This is a genomic window from Mycobacterium sp. Dal123C01 (assembly GCF_052566995.1).
On record NZ_CP199580.1, the window covers coordinates 1,096,097 to 1,114,242 of the forward strand.

General features: G+C 65.6%; 17 protein-coding genes. 10 read left to right on the top strand and 7 right to left on the bottom strand.

Translation table 11 applies throughout. From position 1 onward, the window contains the following. The first annotated feature begins 20 nt into the window (after positions 1 to 20). The 3 genes from ACTXG5_RS05220 (at position 21) to ACTXG5_RS05230 (ending at position 2,881) form a co-directional block, all read left to right on the top strand. Entirely contained in the window at positions 21 to 620 is a 600-nt protein-coding gene (locus ACTXG5_RS05220) for a TetR/AcrR family transcriptional regulator (protein WP_445162678.1), read from the top strand. Between the two features lie 20 nt (positions 621 to 640). Beyond that, on the top strand, positions 641 to 2,020 hold the full coding sequence (locus ACTXG5_RS05225; RefSeq protein WP_445162679.1) for an adenylate/guanylate cyclase domain-containing protein: 1,380 nt from the start codon (positions 641 to 643) through the stop codon (positions 2,018 to 2,020). Between the two features lie 123 nt (positions 2,021 to 2,143). Next, positions 2,144 to 2,881: a class I SAM-dependent methyltransferase gene (locus tag ACTXG5_RS05230; protein WP_445162680.1), complete on the top strand. Its 738-nt coding sequence runs from the start codon at positions 2,144 to 2,146 to the stop codon at positions 2,879 to 2,881. Positions 2,882 to 2,896: 15 nt separating this feature from the next. Here ACTXG5_RS05230 and ACTXG5_RS05235 read toward each other — a convergent pair whose 3' ends face one another. The 3 genes from ACTXG5_RS05235 to ACTXG5_RS05245 all read right to left on the bottom strand — a co-directional run bounded on the left by ACTXG5_RS05235 (position 2,897) and on the right by ACTXG5_RS05245 (position 4,962). Beyond that, a complete protein-coding gene (locus ACTXG5_RS05235) occupies positions 2,897 to 3,703 on the bottom strand; it encodes an SDR family NAD(P)-dependent oxidoreductase (RefSeq protein ID WP_445162681.1) in 807 nt (268 codons plus the stop codon). Between the two features lie 18 nt (positions 3,704 to 3,721). Continuing rightward, positions 3,722 to 4,180 (bottom strand): SRPBCC family protein, encoded by a 459-nt coding sequence (locus ACTXG5_RS05240; RefSeq protein WP_445162682.1) that lies wholly within the window; start codon positions 4,178 to 4,180, stop codon positions 3,722 to 3,724. Positions 4,181 to 4,269: 89 nt separating this feature from the next. Then, entirely contained in the window at positions 4,270 to 4,962 is a 693-nt protein-coding gene (locus ACTXG5_RS05245) for an SDR family oxidoreductase (RefSeq protein WP_445162683.1), read from the bottom strand. An 85-nt stretch (positions 4,963 to 5,047) separates the two neighbouring features. On the opposite strand from ACTXG5_RS05245, the gene ACTXG5_RS05250 reads away from it, so the two are divergent. Then, on the top strand, positions 5,048 to 5,683 hold the full coding sequence (locus tag ACTXG5_RS05250) for a CGNR zinc finger domain-containing protein (protein ID WP_445162684.1): 636 nt from the start codon (positions 5,048 to 5,050) through the stop codon (positions 5,681 to 5,683). Here the strand turns inward: ACTXG5_RS05250 and ACTXG5_RS05255 are convergent. Continuing rightward, entirely contained in the window at positions 5,637 to 6,398 is a 762-nt protein-coding gene (locus tag ACTXG5_RS05255) for a 5'-methylthioadenosine/adenosylhomocysteine nucleosidase (protein ID WP_445164270.1), read from the bottom strand. The genes ACTXG5_RS05250 and ACTXG5_RS05255 overlap by 47 nt on opposite strands. 616 nt (positions 6,399 to 7,014) lie before the next feature. On the opposite strand from ACTXG5_RS05255, the gene ACTXG5_RS05260 reads away from it, so the two are divergent. Beyond that, positions 7,015 to 7,620 (top strand): PaaI family thioesterase, encoded by a 606-nt coding sequence (locus tag ACTXG5_RS05260; RefSeq protein ID WP_445162685.1) that lies wholly within the window; start codon positions 7,015 to 7,017, stop codon positions 7,618 to 7,620. A gap of 15 nt (positions 7,621 to 7,635) precedes the next feature. On the opposite strand, the gene ACTXG5_RS05265 is transcribed toward ACTXG5_RS05260, so the two are convergent. From ACTXG5_RS05265 to ACTXG5_RS05275, 3 genes are all read right to left on the bottom strand, one after another. Further along, positions 7,636 to 8,400, bottom strand: a complete 765-nt coding sequence (locus ACTXG5_RS05265; protein WP_445162686.1) for a DUF2127 domain-containing protein — start codon at positions 8,398 to 8,400, stop codon at positions 7,636 to 7,638. Between the two features lie 62 nt (positions 8,401 to 8,462). Further along, positions 8,463 to 9,851, bottom strand: a complete 1,389-nt coding sequence (locus tag ACTXG5_RS05270) for an MmgE/PrpD family protein (RefSeq protein WP_445164271.1) — start codon at positions 9,849 to 9,851, stop codon at positions 8,463 to 8,465. Between the two features lie 56 nt (positions 9,852 to 9,907). Further along, positions 9,908 to 10,801, bottom strand: a complete 894-nt coding sequence (locus tag ACTXG5_RS05275) for a helix-turn-helix domain-containing protein (RefSeq protein ID WP_445162687.1) — start codon at positions 10,799 to 10,801, stop codon at positions 9,908 to 9,910. A gap of 121 nt (positions 10,802 to 10,922) precedes the next feature. On the opposite strand from ACTXG5_RS05275, the gene ACTXG5_RS05280 reads away from it, so the two are divergent. From ACTXG5_RS05280 to ACTXG5_RS05300, 5 genes are all read left to right on the top strand, one after another. Continuing rightward, positions 10,923 to 11,975: a zinc-binding dehydrogenase gene (locus tag ACTXG5_RS05280; RefSeq protein ID WP_445162688.1), complete on the top strand. Its 1,053-nt coding sequence runs from the start codon at positions 10,923 to 10,925 to the stop codon at positions 11,973 to 11,975. Next, positions 11,972 to 12,382 (top strand): nuclear transport factor 2 family protein, encoded by a 411-nt coding sequence (locus tag ACTXG5_RS05285; protein WP_445162689.1) that lies wholly within the window; start codon positions 11,972 to 11,974, stop codon positions 12,380 to 12,382. Before ACTXG5_RS05280 ends, ACTXG5_RS05285 begins: the two co-directional genes overlap by 4 nt. Before the next feature lie 17 nt (positions 12,383 to 12,399). Then, a complete protein-coding gene (locus ACTXG5_RS05290) occupies positions 12,400 to 13,218 on the top strand; it encodes an SDR family NAD(P)-dependent oxidoreductase (protein WP_445162690.1) in 819 nt (272 codons plus the stop codon). A 344-nt stretch (positions 13,219 to 13,562) separates the two neighbouring features. Next, positions 13,563 to 14,861 carry a sodium:proton exchanger gene (locus tag ACTXG5_RS05295; RefSeq protein ID WP_445162691.1) on the top strand — a complete coding sequence of 433 codons (1,299 nt, stop codon included), beginning with the start codon at positions 13,563 to 13,565 and terminating at the stop codon, positions 14,859 to 14,861. A 195-nt stretch (positions 14,862 to 15,056) separates the two neighbouring features. After that, positions 15,057 to 18,119, top strand: a complete 3,063-nt coding sequence (locus tag ACTXG5_RS05300) for an ATP-binding protein (RefSeq protein ID WP_445162692.1) — start codon at positions 15,057 to 15,059, stop codon at positions 18,117 to 18,119. Positions 18,120 to 18,146 lie beyond the last annotated feature (27 nt).

Genomic DNA, 18,146 nt, shown 5'->3' on the forward strand with positions numbered 1-18,146 from the left:
TGCCGTGAGGGTCGTGATCCATGCAGAACCGCAGCCTTGCCGGCATTCTCGACGAAAGCACCGATATCGACCGCGCCATTCTGGACACCGCGCGAGCGGTCTTCGAGACCTACGGCGTGCGCCGGGCAAACATCGAGGACGTCGCCGCCCGCGCCGGGGTCAGCCGCAGCACCATTTACCGGCGTTTTCCCACCAAGGACAAGCTGTTCGAACAGGTGGTGCGGCGCGAGGCCGAACTCTTCTTCTCCACCCTCGACGAGGCCACCAGCGGTTGTAACCCGCAAGAAGCCGTGATCGAGGCGTTCGCACTGGGCGTACGCCTGGTCCAGGACTCATCGCTGTACTCCCGGATCGTGGAAAGCGAACCCGAGCTGTTGGGCTTTTTCTCCCGATCGCACGTCTTCCCTACCGGCCAATTCGCCGACGGAATCGCCCACACCCTGCGCAGATGTGGAGCCGACATTCCCGAGACCGACCTGGCCAACATCGCCGACATTCTGCTGCGCGTCGCGCTGGGCATCATCATCTTCCCCACCGACCGGCTCGACATCTCGGATGATGCCGCCGTTCGGGAGTACGCGGCGCGCTATCTGGTGCCGATCATCGGCGACTTGTCATAGCCCTGCATTAGCCTGGTGACGTGGCGCCGGTTCCGCGGACTCGGTACGCCAGTTGCGGTGAGATCGACATCGCCTATCAGGTCTTTGGTGATGGCCCGATCGACTTGCTGGTGCTGCCGGGCCCACTAATTCCGATTGACTGTGTCGACAGCGAGCCGTCGATGTACCGCTTTCACCGTCGGCTGGCGTCCTTTTGTCGCGTGATTCGGTTCGACCAGCGTGGGATCGGCCTGTCGTCGCGGCTTCCTTCGCTGGACATGATCGGGCCGAGCTCCTGGGCACAGGACGCGGTCGCCGTGATGGACGCGGTCGGGTGCGAGCGGGCGACGGTCTTCGCCCCCGGATTCACTTCGCTGGCCGGGCTGGTGCTCGCCGCCGATTTTCCCGAGCGAGTAAGCAACCTGGTGATCTTCAACGGTGCGGCAAGGACGCTTCGTGGTCCCGACTACCCGATCGGCAGCGACGCGAGCGCCGCAGAGCCGTACACGACGGTCGGCGTCGAGCCGGATGCCGTCGAGCAGGGCTTCGACATGCTCGGCATCATCGCTCCTTCCGTGGGCGGCGACGACGCGTTCCGCGCGTGGTGGGACCACGCGGGCAACCGGGCCGCATCCCCGAGCATGGCTCGCCTCTTCATCGAGACCATTCGGCAATCCGACGTGCGCGACGCACTGCCGCGCGTTACCGCACCGACGCTGATCCTGCACCGCGACAATGCGGAGTTCAGTCCGATCGGGCACGGCCATTACCTTGCCGAGCACATCGCCGGGTCGCGCTTCGTCGAGCTACCGGGCGAAGATGCGCTGTACTGGGTGGGCGACACTGCGCCGATGGTCGACGAGATCGAGGAGTTCATCACCGGCGTCCGCGGCGGGTCGGATGCCGAGCGCCTGCTGACCACGATCGTCTTCACCGACATCGTCAGTTCGACCGAGCGCGCCGCCCTGCTCGGCGACGACCGCTGGCGCGACCTGCTGGACAACCATGACACCATCGTGCGTCACGAACTGCAGCGATTCTCCGGCCGCGAAGTCAACACGGCCGGAGACGGATTCGTCGCCACGTTCAGCAGCCCGAGCGCGGCGATCGCGTGCTCGGACGCCATCGTCGACGCGGTCCGGGTGCTGGGAATCGAGGTGCGGGTCGGGATCCACGCGGGTGAGGTGGAGGTGCGCGGCGGCGCCTTGAAAGACGACATCGCCGGCCTGGCCGTGCACATCGGCGCCCGGGTTGCCGCCCAGGCCGGCCCCAGCGAGGTATTGGTGTCCTCAACACTGCGCGACATCGTCACCGGATCGCGGCACAGGTTCACCGACCGCGGCGAGAGCGCACTCAAAGGGGTACCAGGCCAGTGGCGGCTGTACGCCCTGGAGAGCGAGCATTCGGTCGTCAAGCGTTAACGAAGGCCACATGCTCCGCGGGTCGAAGTGACCGGTGGCCGCGCGTAGGCTGCCGTAGGGGCTGTCAGCGTCGCGGCTCCCGGATTTCGCTGTACAGCTTGGTATTTGATCGAAGGAGTACGCATGACCGACGTGCATGTCTCGCTTCCTCCCGCGCTGCGCCGGGCGCTGGAACTACTTGCCGATCCGCCGGCGGATCCGGACGTCAGCAAGGGCTATCTCGATCTGCTCGGCACCGGATCCGAGGATGTCCCGAAGAACACCGGCCCGATCCAGGCGGCGTGGGCGTCGCCAATCGGGTCAATGCTCTACGACAACGCCCAGGCTTTCTCGCGGCGGCTGATCGCCGCGCTGCAACACCCCGCCGAATGGCTGGACGTACCGCCAGGCGGGACCGTGCTCGATGTCGGCTCCGGTCCGGGTACCGTCACCGCCTCGCTGGCGCGCGCTGCCGGCGAGGACGGACTGGCTTTGGGCGTGGACATTTCCGAGGCGATGCTGACCCGGGCCGTCCGCAACGAGGCCGGCCCGCACGTCGGGTTCATACGTGCTGACGCACAACGACTTCCACTGCGCGACAACACTGTCGACGCGGTGGTATCGATGGCCGTCTTGCAATTGGTTCCGAATCCGGCGGCCGCCCTCGCCGAGATCGCGCGGGTGCTGCGACCCGGCGGACGGCTGGCCGTCATGGTCCCGACAGCGGGGCGTGCCGCGCGGGTTTGGCAACTGCTGCCGAACGTCGGGGCACATCTGTTCGGCGAAGACGAAATCGGCGACATCCTGGAAGACAACGGCTTCGTCAGCGTGCGGGTGAAGAGCCTCGGCACGTTTCAGTGGGTGCGCGGTAAAAACGGTTGAGGCGCAGTCGCGCCGCTAGTCGTTTTTGAAAGCCGGGTGACCGCGTACCAGTAGCGGCAACAACGACTCGGGCGGCGCGATCCGGAAAAACGCCGAAGCGATCCGGTTGACCCGACCGGGGACGACGACGGCCTTGCCGGCGGCCAGCCCGTCGATTCCGGCCTGCGCGACCTTGTCGGCGGGAAGCCACATGATCCGCGGTAGGGCGGCTTCGGCTTCCTCTTTGCTGAAGCCCGCCGCCTCGCCGAACCCGGTGTCCACCGGGCCCGGACATAGCGCGGTCGCGGTGACGCCGGTGCCGCGCAGTTCACCGCGCAGGCTGTGGGTGTAGGACAACACGAACGCCTTGGCGGCCCCGTACGCGGCTTGGCCCGGCAGCGGCCCGAATGCGGCCACCGACGAGACATTGAGCACCGCACCCCGACGACGGTCGACCATGCCGGGCAGCAACCTGCTGCACAGATCGACCACGGCGGCCACATCGACCTCGACGAGGTTGATTTCCTGCTCGGGAACCGATTTCGCGACGCGTCCGAGAGTCGACAACCCGGCGTTGTTGACCAGGATGTCCGGAGTCAGCCCGAGTGCGGCGACCCGGTCCGGCAGGGCCGCCCGTTCGGATCGGTCGGACAGGTCGGCGGGCAGCGGGTGCGCGTTCGCTCCCAGACGTGCGGCGAGCTCTTCGAGGCGGTCGGCGCTGCGGGCCACCAGCACTACCTGATAGCCACGCCGAGACAGTATTGAGGCGAAATGTTCGCCGATACCCGATGATGCGCCGGTGACGATGGCGGCGCGGTCATTTCCTGGAGGTGGGAGAGCCATGCGGTGACCGTAACCCTCTTACTCGTAACGCTGGGCGAGCATGGCGAGGTTGTCCATCGACTCGCGCAGCATCTCGGCCGTCGTCGAACGCGCCTTCTCCAGCCGCTTCGCGTCGGTCAGCGCGGTGAAATCGTAGGTGTGGGTGACGTTGGTCAGTGTTGAGTTGATCTCGCTGAGCTCCCAGCGCCACAGATGGCCGGGCGGCGGCCTACCGGGTTCTGCTGGACGCCACGCGATCTTGGTGGCCTCGATGAACTCCACGACGTGGTTCTCCCGCACGGCACCGTTGGTCAACGTCGTCTTGAACACGTCACCGACTTGCCGCACGCGCTGCCCGGGAGCCGAGGAGGCGAGGTTGTTGTTGCCGTCCCAGCTCGGCTGGCTGGACGGCTCGGCGATGAGTTCGAAGATTCGCTCGGCGCTAGCCGACATGGCGCGCGTGGCGCTCACAATGCCTTCGGGATCCGTATCAGCCATGGCCCTATCCAAACATGTCACCCGCGACCAGGGTCGGCTGACTGCCGGCCCCGACCGCGGGTGACTTGCGTTTTGTCGGACCGCGAATCTCACCTCATTTGGAGCACTTCGACCGGCCCGGACAGAACCGATTTCACGCGGCGGCTGACATCATCGGCCAGCACCTCGGTGTCGCCGCGCTCGATGCCGTCGACAATTTCGCGCGCTACCTGGCGCGGGTCGGTCTTCGGCACGTCGATATGGCCGAACATTTCGGTGTCGGTGTAACCCAGGTGCACGCCCGTGACCAACGTGCTCTGCTTCTCGAGCTCGATGCGCAACGAATTGGTTGCCCCCCAGATCGCAGCCTTGGAGTCTCCGTAGCCACCCATGCCGCCAAGCCAGGACGCCACCGAATGGATGTTGATTAGCGCTCCGCCGCCGTTGTCGGCCAGGACCGGTGCGAACGCCCTGGCGACCCGAAGCGCACCGAAGTAATTGGTCTCGAACACTGCGTGAATCTCCGCGTCGTCACTACTGAGGAGCTTCGGCGCACCCGCGGTGCCGGCATTGTTGATGACGATGTCGGCATCTGATGCCGTAACGGCCAGCGCCGCAACGGAATCCGCCTTGGTGACGTCGAGCGCGACGCTCACGACGCGGGGGTCCTCGCTGGGCTTCGGTGTCCGCGCCGTGGCATAGACCTTCGCCGCGCCCCTGCGCAGAAACTCGTCCGCGATGGCCTTACCGAGCCCGCGCTGTCCGCCGGTAACGACGACGGTCGACCCCTTGATGTTGACCATGATCCGTACTCCTTGACTGAGGTGAACTACCTTTGCATCAGTCACGTTAGTTGCCATGCTCGACATAGTCAAGTAGCATTTGATTATGTCTGAATGGTCTGCCTCGGGTCGGCTGCCGGTCGCGTCGGCACCCGGCGGCCTGGGGCTGGTGCAAGATTTCCTGAACACGGTCAACGTGCAGGACTACGGCCCCGACTTCCTGGCTGACACCGCACTCGCGCGGGACTGGGCCGCCGCTGCCGTGCGGACGTGGTCGCTGCTGCGCGGCGTCGATGCCGAGCCGCCCACACTGGACGATGCGGACCTGTCGAGGCTTCGAGCCTTACGCGACACCATCGCCAAGATGGTCGCCGGAGAACCGCCGGACCAGACGGCCGCTGTTTCGGCCACTTTCGCGCTGTCGGACACCGGCGAGGTGCGGCTCGAACCCAGCGGTGGTGGCTGGCGCTGGCTGGCCTCGGCACTCTGGGCCGAGATCATGCTCGGCCAGCAGGATGGCACCTGGCGACGGGTCAAGCGATGCCACAACCACACGTGCGGGTCGACCTTCTACGACCGTTCGAAGAACAACAGCGGCGTATGGCACGACGTGAAGACGTGTGGCAACGTCGCCAATCTGCGGGCCTCGCGGGCGCGCCGGCGCGAACGTGAGCGCGCCGCCGAGGACAGCCGGCTCAACCCAGCGTCGGGAGCAAGTGCAACAGGACTCGAGCCGAACTGATCGCAACCTCTTGCGCGAAGAGGTTGAAGTCAACGCCCGAGTCGGCGCCGGCCAGATCGGACAGCGCGCGGACCACCAGCCAGGGGATGTCGAAGGCTTCGCAGACTTGGGCCAGCGCCCCGCCCTCCATCTCGATAGCGAGAGCATCGAAATCGTCGCGCAGCCGGGTGCGGGTGGACTCGCAGTGCAGGTACTGGTCGCCGGTCAAGACGGTGCCGTAGGTGATCCGAGGAGGCGTGTCGGTGCCGCCCGCCGCGGCCGGTAGCGCCGGAAGGGTGAATCCCTCGAGACGGCGTGTGACGCGATCGATGAGTTCGGGGTCGACCGGGTAGCCGAATCGGTCGGTCGCGTTGATGAACGGGATATGTCCGGGCTGGTAGGGCGCCAGCCGCTCGTCTTTGATGACCCCGAAATCGTGCTGCACCACTCGGTCGGCGATGACGATGTCACCGATGTGCAGTCGCGGATCCAGCCCGCCCGCGACTCCGGTGAAAACCATTGTGTGGCAACGGAATCTGTCGGCCAGCAGCGTTGCCACCAGCCCCGTGTTCACCTTGCCCATGCCGGCCGCGGCCAGCACCACCCGGTGCGCGCCGAGTTCGCCGGAATCGAAGGTGATGTGTGCGATCTGTTCGCGCTCGGCTCCCGACAGCACGCTGCGCAGATGAGCCCACTCTTGCGGGATCGCACAAATGATGCCGATCGTCACCGCGATCCGCTCGGACGCAACTCGAACTCCAATCGCCGGGCTCCGGCCCTGGCACCGCCGGCGATTGTATCGACCCCGTCAGGCGGTCAGCAGCGCTCGTCGCCTCTACGCATGACGCGCGAGTCAGCTACCTGCCCGCGTGACCTGGTTCTCCGCACAAGGTTCAATGCGTCACAGGCGCGCGCTTTGATCGGGGCCACTACGTCAAGGTTGGTAGCGCTCTGGTTGATCAAGTTCTGCAGTGTTGGCACAGTCTCGACCCCTCCTCTGTCGGCCTCGTCAGCCGACTTGTCAATTGGAACCCAGCTGTTTTACAAGTGTGCAGCAACTTGGTAAACGCTGAGATAATGCGGTTTGTGGCGTAGCCCACACCTCCGGTCTTCGCGGTCGCCCCGTCACGCATCCGCGGGCCACCGGAACCGCCCGGACCAGCGCTGATCGTGTCGAGAGGGCCACGCAGGCGCGCCCTCGACTGCTGGGCCCGGGGATACCCGGTTAGATTCACGCTGGCGAAAATGGCGCTGCCACAATGGAAGTCCGCCGACTCTGGCGGTGATAAGACCAGTGTGCCACATCCGCCGCCGTGAGAGCGGTCCCGTTACCGGAATGTTAGGTTGCCTATATGTCTGACGAAATGGTCTGCATTGATTACAGCCGGCTCGAATCGGTCTACGGTGCGCTGGCCGAATCGATCCGCCGACTCGTCGACCTCAGCATCCGGACCGAAGCAGACCCCGCGACGGTGGCGCAGGCAAAAGCCAAAATCGACAGTGCCGCAGACGAATTGAGCGTCTCTGCACTGCCCGGAACCTTTGGTGTGCAGCAAACTCGGGACGGCCAGACCATCGCTTGGGGCAACGCGGTGGTCGGTCTGCGCAACCCGGTCGCCCCACCGTTGGTGCTCCATCACGACCCGGACGGACTGGTGTGGTCAGAGTTCACTCTCGGCGCGGCGTACGAAGGCCCGCCGGAGCATGTTCACGGTGGAGTGTCAGCCCTGATCCTCGACCACGTGCTGGGTGCCACGGCCCACAAGCTGGGTCGACCCGCCTACACCGGCACCCTTACCCTGCGTTACCGGCGCCGGACCGCGCTCGGCCGCGCCTTGCGGGCGGAAGCGCACGTCGAGCGCACCGAAGGGGTCAAGACGTACTCCGTGGGTCATATCGCCGACGAGGACGGTGTCACCGTGGAAGCCGAAGGCGTGTTCATCCACCCCAAGCCGTGACATGACACGTGCGCGTCAGGTGGTCATGGCGGCCCGCTCGACGTCGAGCAACTGCTCACCACGTCGTTCTTCGTCGTAGGCTTTGCGCCCTCCCCGCAGGCCGAACAGCCGCTTGGAGATCAGCAGGTAAATCACCGCCAGGACGTTGATGGAAAACGTGACCAGGCGCGTCATCGTGATGCCTTTGGCCAGGTCATGGATCTCCAACGGCAGAAAGACCGAGGTGGCTATCACCGCGAAGTATTCGCCCCAGCGTTTGAGCAACCACAGGCCGACCCCCTCGAGCACCTCGATCAGTGCGTAGGCGGTCAGCATCAGGGTCAGCAGCGCCAAGGTGGATGGTTTGGCGGTCAGCGCCTTTTCCAGCTCGTGCACCACCGTCATCTGGTCGACCTTGAAGCCGGCGGCCCGGAAGATCGGCAGATCGCGGTCGAGGGTGGCCTGGATGGATCCTCGTGCACCGCGAAACTTCCACACCGCATAGGCCGCGAGCACGATCACCACCGCCCGGCAGAGTCGTTCGACCGCGAGCGCACGAATGATGATGGCTTGCCGTAACGCCTTGCCGCGCATGATCATCGGGGCGTCTTCTGCGTGGCCCCGTCCGTGTGGTTCGCCGATGGTGAATTCTCCGCAGCGTAGACACCGCCACACTTCGCCCAGTCCGGTGGTCCCGCTGAGCCGGTCGGCAAGTACCTGCTCATCGGGCGCGTACGTGACATGGCCTGCGAGCGCGCAGGTAACCAACTCCCAGCGGTTGATGCCGCCATCTTTGCCCATGGCCGATCATTCAACGCGGGCGGCAAACGATGCAAGAGGGCGCGCACAGCCGCGGCCGAAAGTCAGAACCGCGGTCGGCTGCGGGGCCGCCGCGGTACCGAGCTCACCGCCCCAAGGAGTCCGGCGAGCTCGGCGATCGGGATGTCGTCGATGCGTTCGACGGCAGTGACGATCTCGGCACGCAGCGCCTGTTCGCAGAACGGTTCGGCGAGCCAGTGAAACTTATCCACGACTCGGTCCCACGACATCGGCCGGGTCGGTGACCCCTCGTAATCGCTTTCCTCGCGCCTGAATTCCCGCCCGTCTCGGGTGACGACATGCACCCGCGTTGCGGTGCGTCGTGGATAGTCCGCGGTCAGGTCGGCTGCGGCGACGACGTCGACCCGCGCCAGCAACTCCTGAACATCGCTGCGCAGAACACGTTCGGTCTCAAGCTGTTCGGGTCCCACCCCGCCGTCGAGCAGTGCAACCGCGCTGAGGTACTTGAGGTTGTAGTCGGCCTGTTCCTTGGTCTGCGGATGATCTTTGTTGCCGTAGGCTCCCCCACCGGCGATGTCGTACGCGCTCTGAAAGACCTCGACGGTCACCCGTTCGATGTCGTCGCCGCGCAGATCGTTGTCGGCCCGAATCGCTAAGACCGCGTCGATGATGGCCTGCCCGTGGATCAGCGCGCAGTACTGCTTGAGGTAGGTCTGCTCGACCGCCGTCAGCCCTCGCTCGGCGGTGTTGAAATCGATTGGCTGATCGAAGAGTTGCACGAGGCCGTTCGGGCCCTCGAACAATGACTTGGGTCCGGTGATCCCACGGCCGGCCAAGATCGTCGTGTAAACCGCGCGCATGCCGGTGATGGCCGGTGAGATGCCTTTCCAGTTCGAAACCGGCTCGGTGTGAACCGCGGCAACCGACACGTTGTCGGCCGCGGCGGCCGCGATCGCGTTGGCGGTGCGCTCCGCGTCCAGCCCGAGCAGCTTCGCCGATCCGGCCGCGACCGACATCGCCAGCTGCAGTGCATGGTTGAGGCCTCGTGCCATCACGGGAACCTGTGCGCTGAAACGGCATTGGACCTCGTAGGCGACCGCGAGAGCGAGCAGGAAATCGGCGCCAGTGGCGTTGACGTGCTCCGCCACGGCCAGAACCGCGCCGAAATTGTCAGCGGGGTGGCAGAGGCCGCCCACGGTCAGATACGTGTCGAGCAGATCGGGGTAGCGCACCAGCACCGCATTGAAGAACGCGGCCTGATCCACCGAGGCCCGGCCACCCCCGACGAGTGTCGCCGACGCGGCCCCGCTGAATTGGCCGGTGTGCTGCCGAATCGTCGCAATGAGTTCACCGTCGAGCGAACCGACGGCGCAGGCAATGCTGTCGAGCACGTTGCGTTTGAGCAATGCCCGTGGATGTGCGCTCAGGTCCGGCGGCTGCGCACCGACGACGAACCCGGCAAGGTCGTCCACAACATAGGTATGTGCCACCGCTTTTCGCCCCTTCGCCCGCTACCTATGGGGCGAGCTTAGGCCCGGCGACGATGCGCGCCGCTGTGCTCCTCGAGGTCCACCACTGCCGGATGCTGCTGGGCTTCGCTGATTGCCGTGGTTTCGTCGGTGAGCTTTTTTCCGATGACCCGGATCTGCCGCGCGTTCAGGGGCGACAGCGGATGCACCGCAACCATCAGGGCCACCTGGTCGCGGCGGTCGAAAACCGGTGCGGCAATGGTCACGACCGGCTGCTTGCGCCGCCCGGGGTTGTCGTCGGAGAGAAAGCCGATGGTGGTGAACTCGACGAGCAACTGATCCATGATGTGCCGCACCGGAGTGGGCATGTCGTTGCCGTCCAACGTGGCGACTGCCTGGGCGGCCTGCGCCAGCGCCGGCGTTGTCCAGTCGACATCGAACCCACGCTCGCGGGTGTGCTGCAAAACCTGCTCCAGGCGCTGGGTGCGGTCGGGGTTGTCGCCCGCGCCCCGCCGGATCCACGCGCGCTGCTCTTCGGCGGCATCCCAGGCGGCCAGCGCGACACCGAACGGCGGCGCGTACGGGATGCGATCACCCGGTATGCCCGCGGGCTGGGTGGCCGGATCACCCTCAAAGGCCGTGACTACCAACGAGTCACCGAACCGTTCGACCACCGAGCCGGCGTAGCCGACCTCGCGCGAAAGTCGCAGCGCCGCAGAACGAGCGGCATGCGTGAGCGGCCGTGCGGTGTCCATCCGCGCGGCGACCACGGCGAGCGAGGGGCCCAGAGCAAAGGTCTTCGCCACCGGATCGCGGCTCGCCCAGCCGCGATCACACAGCGTCTTCAGGATCGCGTGCACCGTCCCCTGCGTCAGGTCGAGCTCCCGCACGATGTCGGAGAACCGCAGTTGGGTGTTCCCGGACCGCGCCAGCAGCTCGACCACATCGAGCACCCGCGCGGTCGGCGCCGAGGTAGATCCGCGAATGGCTTGACTCCTTTACGATCCGGTTCCTACAGTTATAACGAACATTCGACACGTTAATTCGATTATTCGAGAAATTGGAGCGGACGCGTTGCGCGCTGCGGTACTGAGAGACGGTCGGGTGACGGTCCGCGAGACGGCAGACCCCGAGCCCGGGCCTGGTGAGTTGTTACTTCGCACGCTGAGCACCGCGATCTGCGCGTCGGACGTGCATTTCATGGACCACCCCGAGCTCGCGATCGACGACCCGACCGGCCGCTCGTTGTACGACACGGACCGCGACATCGTGCTCGGTCACGAATTCGTCGGCGAGGTGATCGGGCACGGGTCCGGCTGCACCGATCAGTTCGCGATCGGCACACGGGTGACGGCGATGCCGATACGCCTGTTGGACGGCGGCGCCGGTGGCACGCGGATCATCGGTCAGCATCCCGAGGCGCCGGGCAGTTTCGGCGAGTTGCTGGTGATTTCAGAAGTTGCGGCCAAGCCGGTCGCCGCCGGTGTCTCGTGCGACGCTGCCGCGCTTACCGACGCGTTCGCGGTCGGCGAATTCTACGTTCGTTCGGCGCAGGTGCAACCGGGCGAGATCGCCATCGTCATCGGCGCCGGGGCGGTCGGCCTTTCTGCGGTTGCCGCCCTGGCCAGTCGGGGTATCGATCCGATTATCGTGGCGGACTTCAAGTCCGAACGACGCGAGCTGGCCCGCGACCGCTTCGGCGCACATATCCTGGTCGATCCCGCCGAGAAGTCACCGTTCGGCGCGTTCCAGGAGCTGCGTGCCCAGCGTGGGTTGCCAGGACCCGCGGTCGTATTCGAGTGCGTGGGCGCCGCCGGGCTGATCCAGAACATCGTCGAGTCGGCCGAAATGGCGACCCGGATCTATTGTGCGGGCGGCTGGTACACCGGGGACACCCTGAACATCACCACCGCCACCCGGCAAGGCGTGACCATCCAGTTCGGCGGCGGGCCACACCCGCAGGACTGGTACGGAACGCTGGACGCCATCGCCGAAGGACGGCTGGACCCCCTGCCCAGCGTCGGCAAGATCATCGGCCTCGATGAGGTTCCCGACGCGCTCGACCTCGCGCGCAAATCGGACGGCCCCCCACGAATCATTGTGCACCCCAACGGAGATATCGAATGACCGGACGAGACGACCGTCAGGACATCTCCGATCTCCTGGTGCGTTACGCCACCGGGATCGACCGACGCGACTGGCCGTTGTTCCGCACCGTGTTCACCGACGATTGCGAACTCGACTACGGCGAGATCGGCACCTGGCAGGGTGTGGATGCGGTCACCGACTTCATGGACACGACGCACGCGATGGCGGGCAACACCCTGCACCGCTTAACCAACCAGGCCATCACGCTCAACGGCGACACTGCATCGGCCCGCACGTATGTCGACGCAGTAATCATGTTCGGCGACAATCAATCCGGCGTCAACGCCTGGGGTTTCTACGACGACGAGATCGTCCGGGCCGCCGATGGCTGGCGTATCGCCCGCCGCCGGTTCACCCAGGTGCGTATCACGACATTCGGTCCGTGACGGAGCAGGAGATTCAGGTGACGTTCGCAACCAAGTACGGACCGTGGGCGCTGGTCGCCGGCGCCTCTGACGGCTTAGGCGCCGCGTTCGCCGCGGGACTCGCCGAGCGTGGCGTCAACGTCGTGCTGCTGGCCCGCCGGCAGGCCGTGCTCGATCAGGTCGCGGCCCAGATCGAATCCGAGACTGGTGCCCAAACCCGGACTCTGGCCATCGATCTCGCGGTGCCCGGAGCGGCAGCGGCAATCGCCGAGGCGACCAGGGACCTGGAGATCGGCTTCCTGGTGTACTGCGCGGGCGCCGACCCGAATTTCGCGCCGTTCCTTGCTAATTCGATCGAGACCGCCGAGGCGATGGTGCATCGCAACTGCATGGTGCCCATGCAACTGTGCCACCACTTTGCCCCCGCAATGGCCGAGCGAGGCAGCGGCGGAATCGTCATCTTCTCCTCCGGCGCCGCATTGGCCGGTGGCCCCAACATGGTCGCCTACGGAGCCTCCAAGGCGTTCGACATGGTCTTCGCCGAGGCACTGTGGGCCGAATTGCACGACAAAGGCGTCGACGTGCTCGGTCTGATGCTGGGCAAGACCAACACACCCGCGTTGCGGGAACTCGAATACAGCCGCGGCCTGCTCAGTTCGCCCGACGAGGCTCCGGCGGGCGCAAGCTCGGTGGACGAGGTCATTGCCGAGGCGTTCGAGAACCTGACCAATGGGCCGACCTGGATGGCGGGCGAGATGATGCGCGCCGGCGCACAAATGATCGCGTCCCTGACGCGCAATCAGGCCGTCGAACTGTTTACCCAAGCCGCGGCCGCGGCGATGGGGCCCGACCACTAACGAGCGTCGGGCGGAACCGCGAAGTCCAGCAATGCGTCGTCGTGGATGTTGATGTACCACGGTTGGTTCATAGACGTGCCACCGAACACTTCCCCGAACCCGTCCCAAACCTCACAGAGTCACCGCTAGGCAGCTAGATCGGTTTGCCATAATCTGAAGTTAGCTGTGCCTAACTTTTGAGATTGAGTGCGCTGGCCAGCAAATATAGATCAATGGTCGGCGCCACTTGGCGCGCTCACAACGTTGCTGGATAAGGCTCTAGCAGGTACCTTTGGCGAGCAGGTCAAGCCACGGCCGCGAGCCAAGGACCCATTCATGATCGGCGCCGAGAGTTAAGGACGACGATGCTCGCCACTGACAGGCCGCCCGCCTCGGTTTCGACGGCAGCACGCTCGCCACGTCGCACTCTCTCGCGTTCGGCGGTGATCACGGCGATATTCATCGCCCCCGCGGTCGTGGTCCGGGTCGTCGGCCTGCATCCAGATCCGGTGGCCGCCCTGTTGATCTTCGGTGCCGCGGTCGTCTCGGCCAGCTTCCTGCTCGCGTGGGCAGCCGAGGCCGCGCAGATCGACGTCTCCGGCGGCCTGGCCATCGCGGTGCTCGCTCTGGTCGCGGTCTTGCCGGAATACGCCGTAGACCTGTACTACGCGTACGTGTCGGGCCACAACCCGGACTACACGCAATACGCGGCGGCCAACATGACCGGATCCAACCGGCTGTTGATGGGCCTGGGCTGGCCGGTCGTGGTGTTGGTCAGCATGCTGGCGGCACGCAGGGTCGGCGCCGGCAAGACTGCCGGCCTGCGGCTCGAGCCCACCAATCGCGTCGAACTCGGGTTCCTGCTGATCGCTGGAGTGGTCGCGTTCGCGATACCGGCCAGTGGCGAAATCCACCTCACGCTGGGGTTGGCGCTGCTGGCCTGGTTCGGTTTCTACCTGTACAAAGTCAGCCACGGTGATGTCGAAGAGCCCGACCTGGTCGGCACCGCCGCCGCTCTGGGGGAGCTGTCGGACCGGAACCGGCGCGCTGTCGTCATCGGCCTGTTCGTGGTGTCCGGTGCAGTGATCCTGTTGTGTGCCAAACCGTTCGCCGACAATCTGGTCGCGGCCGGTACCGAGCTCGGTATCGACCGGTTCCTGCTGGTGCAGTGGCTCGCGCCGTTGGCCTCCGAGGCGCCCGAGTTCATCATCGCGACCATCTTCGCGTCCCGCGGCAAGGGCACCGCGGCCATCGCCACGCTGATCTCCTCGAAGGTCAACCAGTGGACGTTGCTGATCGGCTCGCTGCCGGTGGCCCATCTGCTGGGCGGTGGCGGCTTCTCCCTGGCACTCGACTCCCGCCAGATCGAGGAAGTGTTGCTGACAGCCTGCCAAACGCTGATGGGTGTCGCGTTGATCCTGGCACTGCGCTTCAACCGAACGGCCGCGTGGACGCTGCTGGGACTGTTCATCGTTCAGTTCCCACTCACCTCCACCACCGGGCGTCTGGGGCTCTGCGGTATCTACGCCGTGATCGCCGTCGGCGGGCTGGTCATCAACCGCCACCACCTGGCCGCCACTCTTCGGGCGCCGTTCATCGGGACAGCCATCCGGCACGCCGGTCATCCGCACCACGAAGCGGAGAGTTCCACGCTCGCGAGGTAGCACCCGCCCGGCAAAGGGTCAATATCCGCGCTTCCCTGCGGCAAGCCGCCTATTCTTAGCGACTGGGGTGGTACGGCCTGGATGGGTGGTGCTCACGTGACGACGTCGACAGTGTCGTGCCCGTCATGCAGCGCCGAATTGCGCTCCACCGCGAAGTTCTGCGATGAGTGCGGGTCGCCAATGGCGGCTTCAGGCATGCCGGCCGAGTACAAGCAAGTAACGGTGTTGTTCGCCGACGTCGTGCATTCGATGGATATCGCCGCGGCGGTGGGCGCGGAACGGCTCCGCGAGATCATGGGCGAACTCATCGAGCGCGCCGCGGCGGTGGTGCAACGATTCGGCGGCAGGGTGGACAAGTTCACCGGCGACGGGATCATGGCGGTCTTCGGCGCGCCAGTCGCATTGGAGGATCACGCTTTTCGTGCGTGCCTCGCAGCGCTGGGAATCCAGGATGAGGCCCAGCATGTCGCCGGTGAGGTCGCGCCCCGCGACAAGGTCGACCTACAGCTAAGGGTTGGCCTGAATTCGGGTCAGGTTATCGCCGGCGAAATCGGCTCGGGCGCTTTGGGTTACACCGCTATCGGCGAGCAAGTTGGAATGGCGCAGCGGATGGAGTCGGTGGCACCGCCGGGTGGGGTGATGCTCAGCGAGTCAACCGCTCGGCTGGTCGAGGATGCCGCGACGCTCGCGGATCCGGAAATGGTGTACATCAAGGGAGCCCGTAAACCGGTGCCGGCTCGCCGCTTGCTCGCAACGACAAGTGATCACCGCCGCCGGAAGGACCCGCAGTTGGTCGGGCGCACTTGGGAACTCAGTACGATAGCCGGCATCCTCGATGAGGCGGTCGGCGGCGCAGGATGCATCGTCGGTGTCGTCGGCCCACCTGGGATCGGCAAAAGCCGTACCGTTCGCGAATCGGTGGAGTTGGCGAAAAGCCGCGGCATGGATGTCTTCACCACCTACTGCGAGTCCCATACCAGCGATATCGCCTTCCACGCGGTGACGGGGTTATTGCGCGCCGCCCTCGAGATCGACGGGCTCAACGGCGAGGCCGCGCGGGCACAGCTGACAGCCCGGTTTCCCAATGCTGATGCCGAGGATCTCTGGCTGCTCGACGACCTGCTCGGCATTGCGGATCCTGCCGTTGAGGCGCCCGACATCGAGGGTGACGCACGACGACGGCGGCTGACCGCGCTGGTCAATGCCGCATGGGTGAGCCGCCATGGGTCCGCGCTGTATGTGATCGAGGATGCCCATTGGATTGACGAAGTCAGCGAGACAATGCTGGCCGATTTTCTGGCAGTGATTCGTCAAACCCGCTCGATGATGCTGATCACGTATCGCCCCGAGTACGAGGGCGCGTTGGCGGCAATTCCCGGCGCACAGACCATCGCCTTGCGTCCGCTGAACACCGCGCAAACGGTAGCGCTGATTGGCGAATTGCTCGGCACCGATGCCTCCGTGCACGGCCTCGCCGAAGTCATCTCCGAACGTGCCGGCGGCAACCCGTTTTTCGCCGAGGAGATCGTGCGCGACCTCGCCGAACGGCGCTCGATTCAGGGCGAGCGTGGTTCCTATCTGCTGGATGGTGAGGTCGCCGACATCACCGCACCGCCCACATTGCACGCCGTTATCGCCGCCCGCATCGACCGTCTCAGCTTTGCGGCCAAACGGACGCTCAGCGCCGCCGCAGTCATCGGATCCCGGTTCAGCCCGGACCTGGTGACCGCGCTGAGGGTCGAACCGATCCTCGACGAGCTCGTCAGGGGCGAGCTGATCGACCAAGTGGCTTTTACCCCGAAGATCGAGTACGCGTTTCGCCATCCACTGATCCGCTTCGTTGCCTACGAATCGCAACTGAAATCCGATCGCGACGAACTGCACCGCCGGCTAGCCGCTCTGATCGAGCGGCGCGAGCCGGAATCAACCGACGAAAACGCCGCGCTCATCGCCGAACACCTCAAGGCTGCGGGAGATCTACCCGCAGCGTTCGGCTGGTACATGCGCGCCGGGACGTGGCTGACCCACCGCAATATCACTGCGGCACGCGCCAGTTGGCGGCACGCACGAGACGTCGCGGACCGATTGCCAGACAGCGCCTCCGGCCGGGCCGCCATGCGGATTACCCCACGCACGCTGCTGTGCGCCAGCTCGTGGCTGGCCGGCGGGACCATGGCCGACACCGGGTTTGACGAACTGCGCGACCTCGCCGACGCCGCCGGTGACAAGGTGTCACTCGCCATGGGTATGGCGGGTTGGGTGTCGGCCCTGGTCACTCACGCCCGATTCGACGAAGCGTCACGGTTGGCGACCGAACTCACCGGCCTGCTCGAGTCGATTGACGACCCGACGCTGGTTCTGGGGTTGCTCTACAGTCCGGTCGCGGCCAAGTACATGGGCGGTGAGATGACCGAAACTGAACGCCTCGCGCAACAGATGATCGACCTGGCCGATGGCGACGTCACCAAGGGCAATCTCATCGTCGGGTCTCCGCTGGTAGGCGCGATCATGCTGCGGGGCTGTGCACGATGCTTCCTGGGGAAGCCAGGCTGGAGAACCGACCTCGACCAGGCCGTGACGATGAGCCGCGGCCTTGACCCAACGTTGCGCGCGATGCTCCTGCTGTTCAAATACACCCTTCTCGCAGTCGGCGCCTGGCTCCCAGATATGACAGACCTCGATGCGACCGCAGAACTACTGGAAATCGCGGAGCGACTCGGCGACGATCTGACCCTCGCTTGTGCCCGACATGTTCGCGGCATGGCGCTGGCGACCTACTTCACCCCCGAGCGCGATGATGCGATCGAGTTGCTCGCCGCGGCCCGAGAGGCCGCTGTGCAAGAGCGCTTCACAGCGGTGGCCGCCGCCGCCGTCGATCTGTATGCGGCGCAGGCAAGAGCGCGCGCCGGCGACCTCGACGCAGCGATCGAATTGTCGCGCGACGCCGTCGAGGAGGAATACAGATGCGGCGACATGATTATGCGCGCGGCCAGTGTTTCCGGTCTGGTAGGCGTGCTGCTGCGCAGGGGCTGGCCAGCGGACCTCCCGGAAGCGCGGGCGGCGATCGACCGGCTGGCCGCGGTGCCGACCGAGCCCGGATCCGTCCTGCACGACCTGTGGCTACTGTCGCTGCGGGCGTCGGAAGCACAGGCACTCGGCGACGAACCCGCATATCGCGACTATCGCGACCGGTATCGTTCGATGGCGAATTCCCTTGGCTTCGAAGGACATATCGCCTGGGCAGCAGCCATGGAGTGACCCGCCACGTCATCCGAAATCACGGTG

Coding starts and splice junctions, on each gene's coding strand:
- ACTXG5_RS05220 (WP_445162678.1), top strand. CDS start 21: ATGCAGAACCGCAGCCTTGCCGGCATTCTCGACGAAAGCACCGATATC.
- ACTXG5_RS05230 (WP_445162680.1), top strand. CDS start 2,144: ATGACCGACGTGCATGTCTCGCTTCCTCCCGCGCTGCGCCGGGCGCTG.
- ACTXG5_RS05235 (WP_445162681.1), bottom strand. CDS start 3,703: ATGGCTCTCCCACCTCCAGGAAATGACCGCGCCGCCATCGTCACCGGC.
- ACTXG5_RS05240 (WP_445162682.1), bottom strand. CDS start 4,180: ATGGCTGATACGGATCCCGAAGGCATTGTGAGCGCCACGCGCGCCATG.
- ACTXG5_RS05245 (WP_445162683.1), bottom strand. CDS start 4,962: ATGGTCAACATCAAGGGGTCGACCGTCGTCGTTACCGGCGGACAGCGC.
- ACTXG5_RS05250 (WP_445162684.1), top strand. CDS start 5,048: ATGTCTGAATGGTCTGCCTCGGGTCGGCTGCCGGTCGCGTCGGCACCC.
- ACTXG5_RS05260 (WP_445162685.1), top strand. CDS start 7,015: ATGTCTGACGAAATGGTCTGCATTGATTACAGCCGGCTCGAATCGGTC.
- ACTXG5_RS05265 (WP_445162686.1), bottom strand. CDS start 8,400: ATGGGCAAAGATGGCGGCATCAACCGCTGGGAGTTGGTTACCTGCGCG.
- ACTXG5_RS05285 (WP_445162689.1), top strand. CDS start 11,972: ATGACCGGACGAGACGACCGTCAGGACATCTCCGATCTCCTGGTGCGT.
- ACTXG5_RS05295 (WP_445162691.1), top strand. CDS start 13,563: ATGCTCGCCACTGACAGGCCGCCCGCCTCGGTTTCGACGGCAGCACGC.
- ACTXG5_RS05300 (WP_445162692.1), top strand. CDS start 15,057: ATGCCGGCCGAGTACAAGCAAGTAACGGTGTTGTTCGCCGACGTCGTG.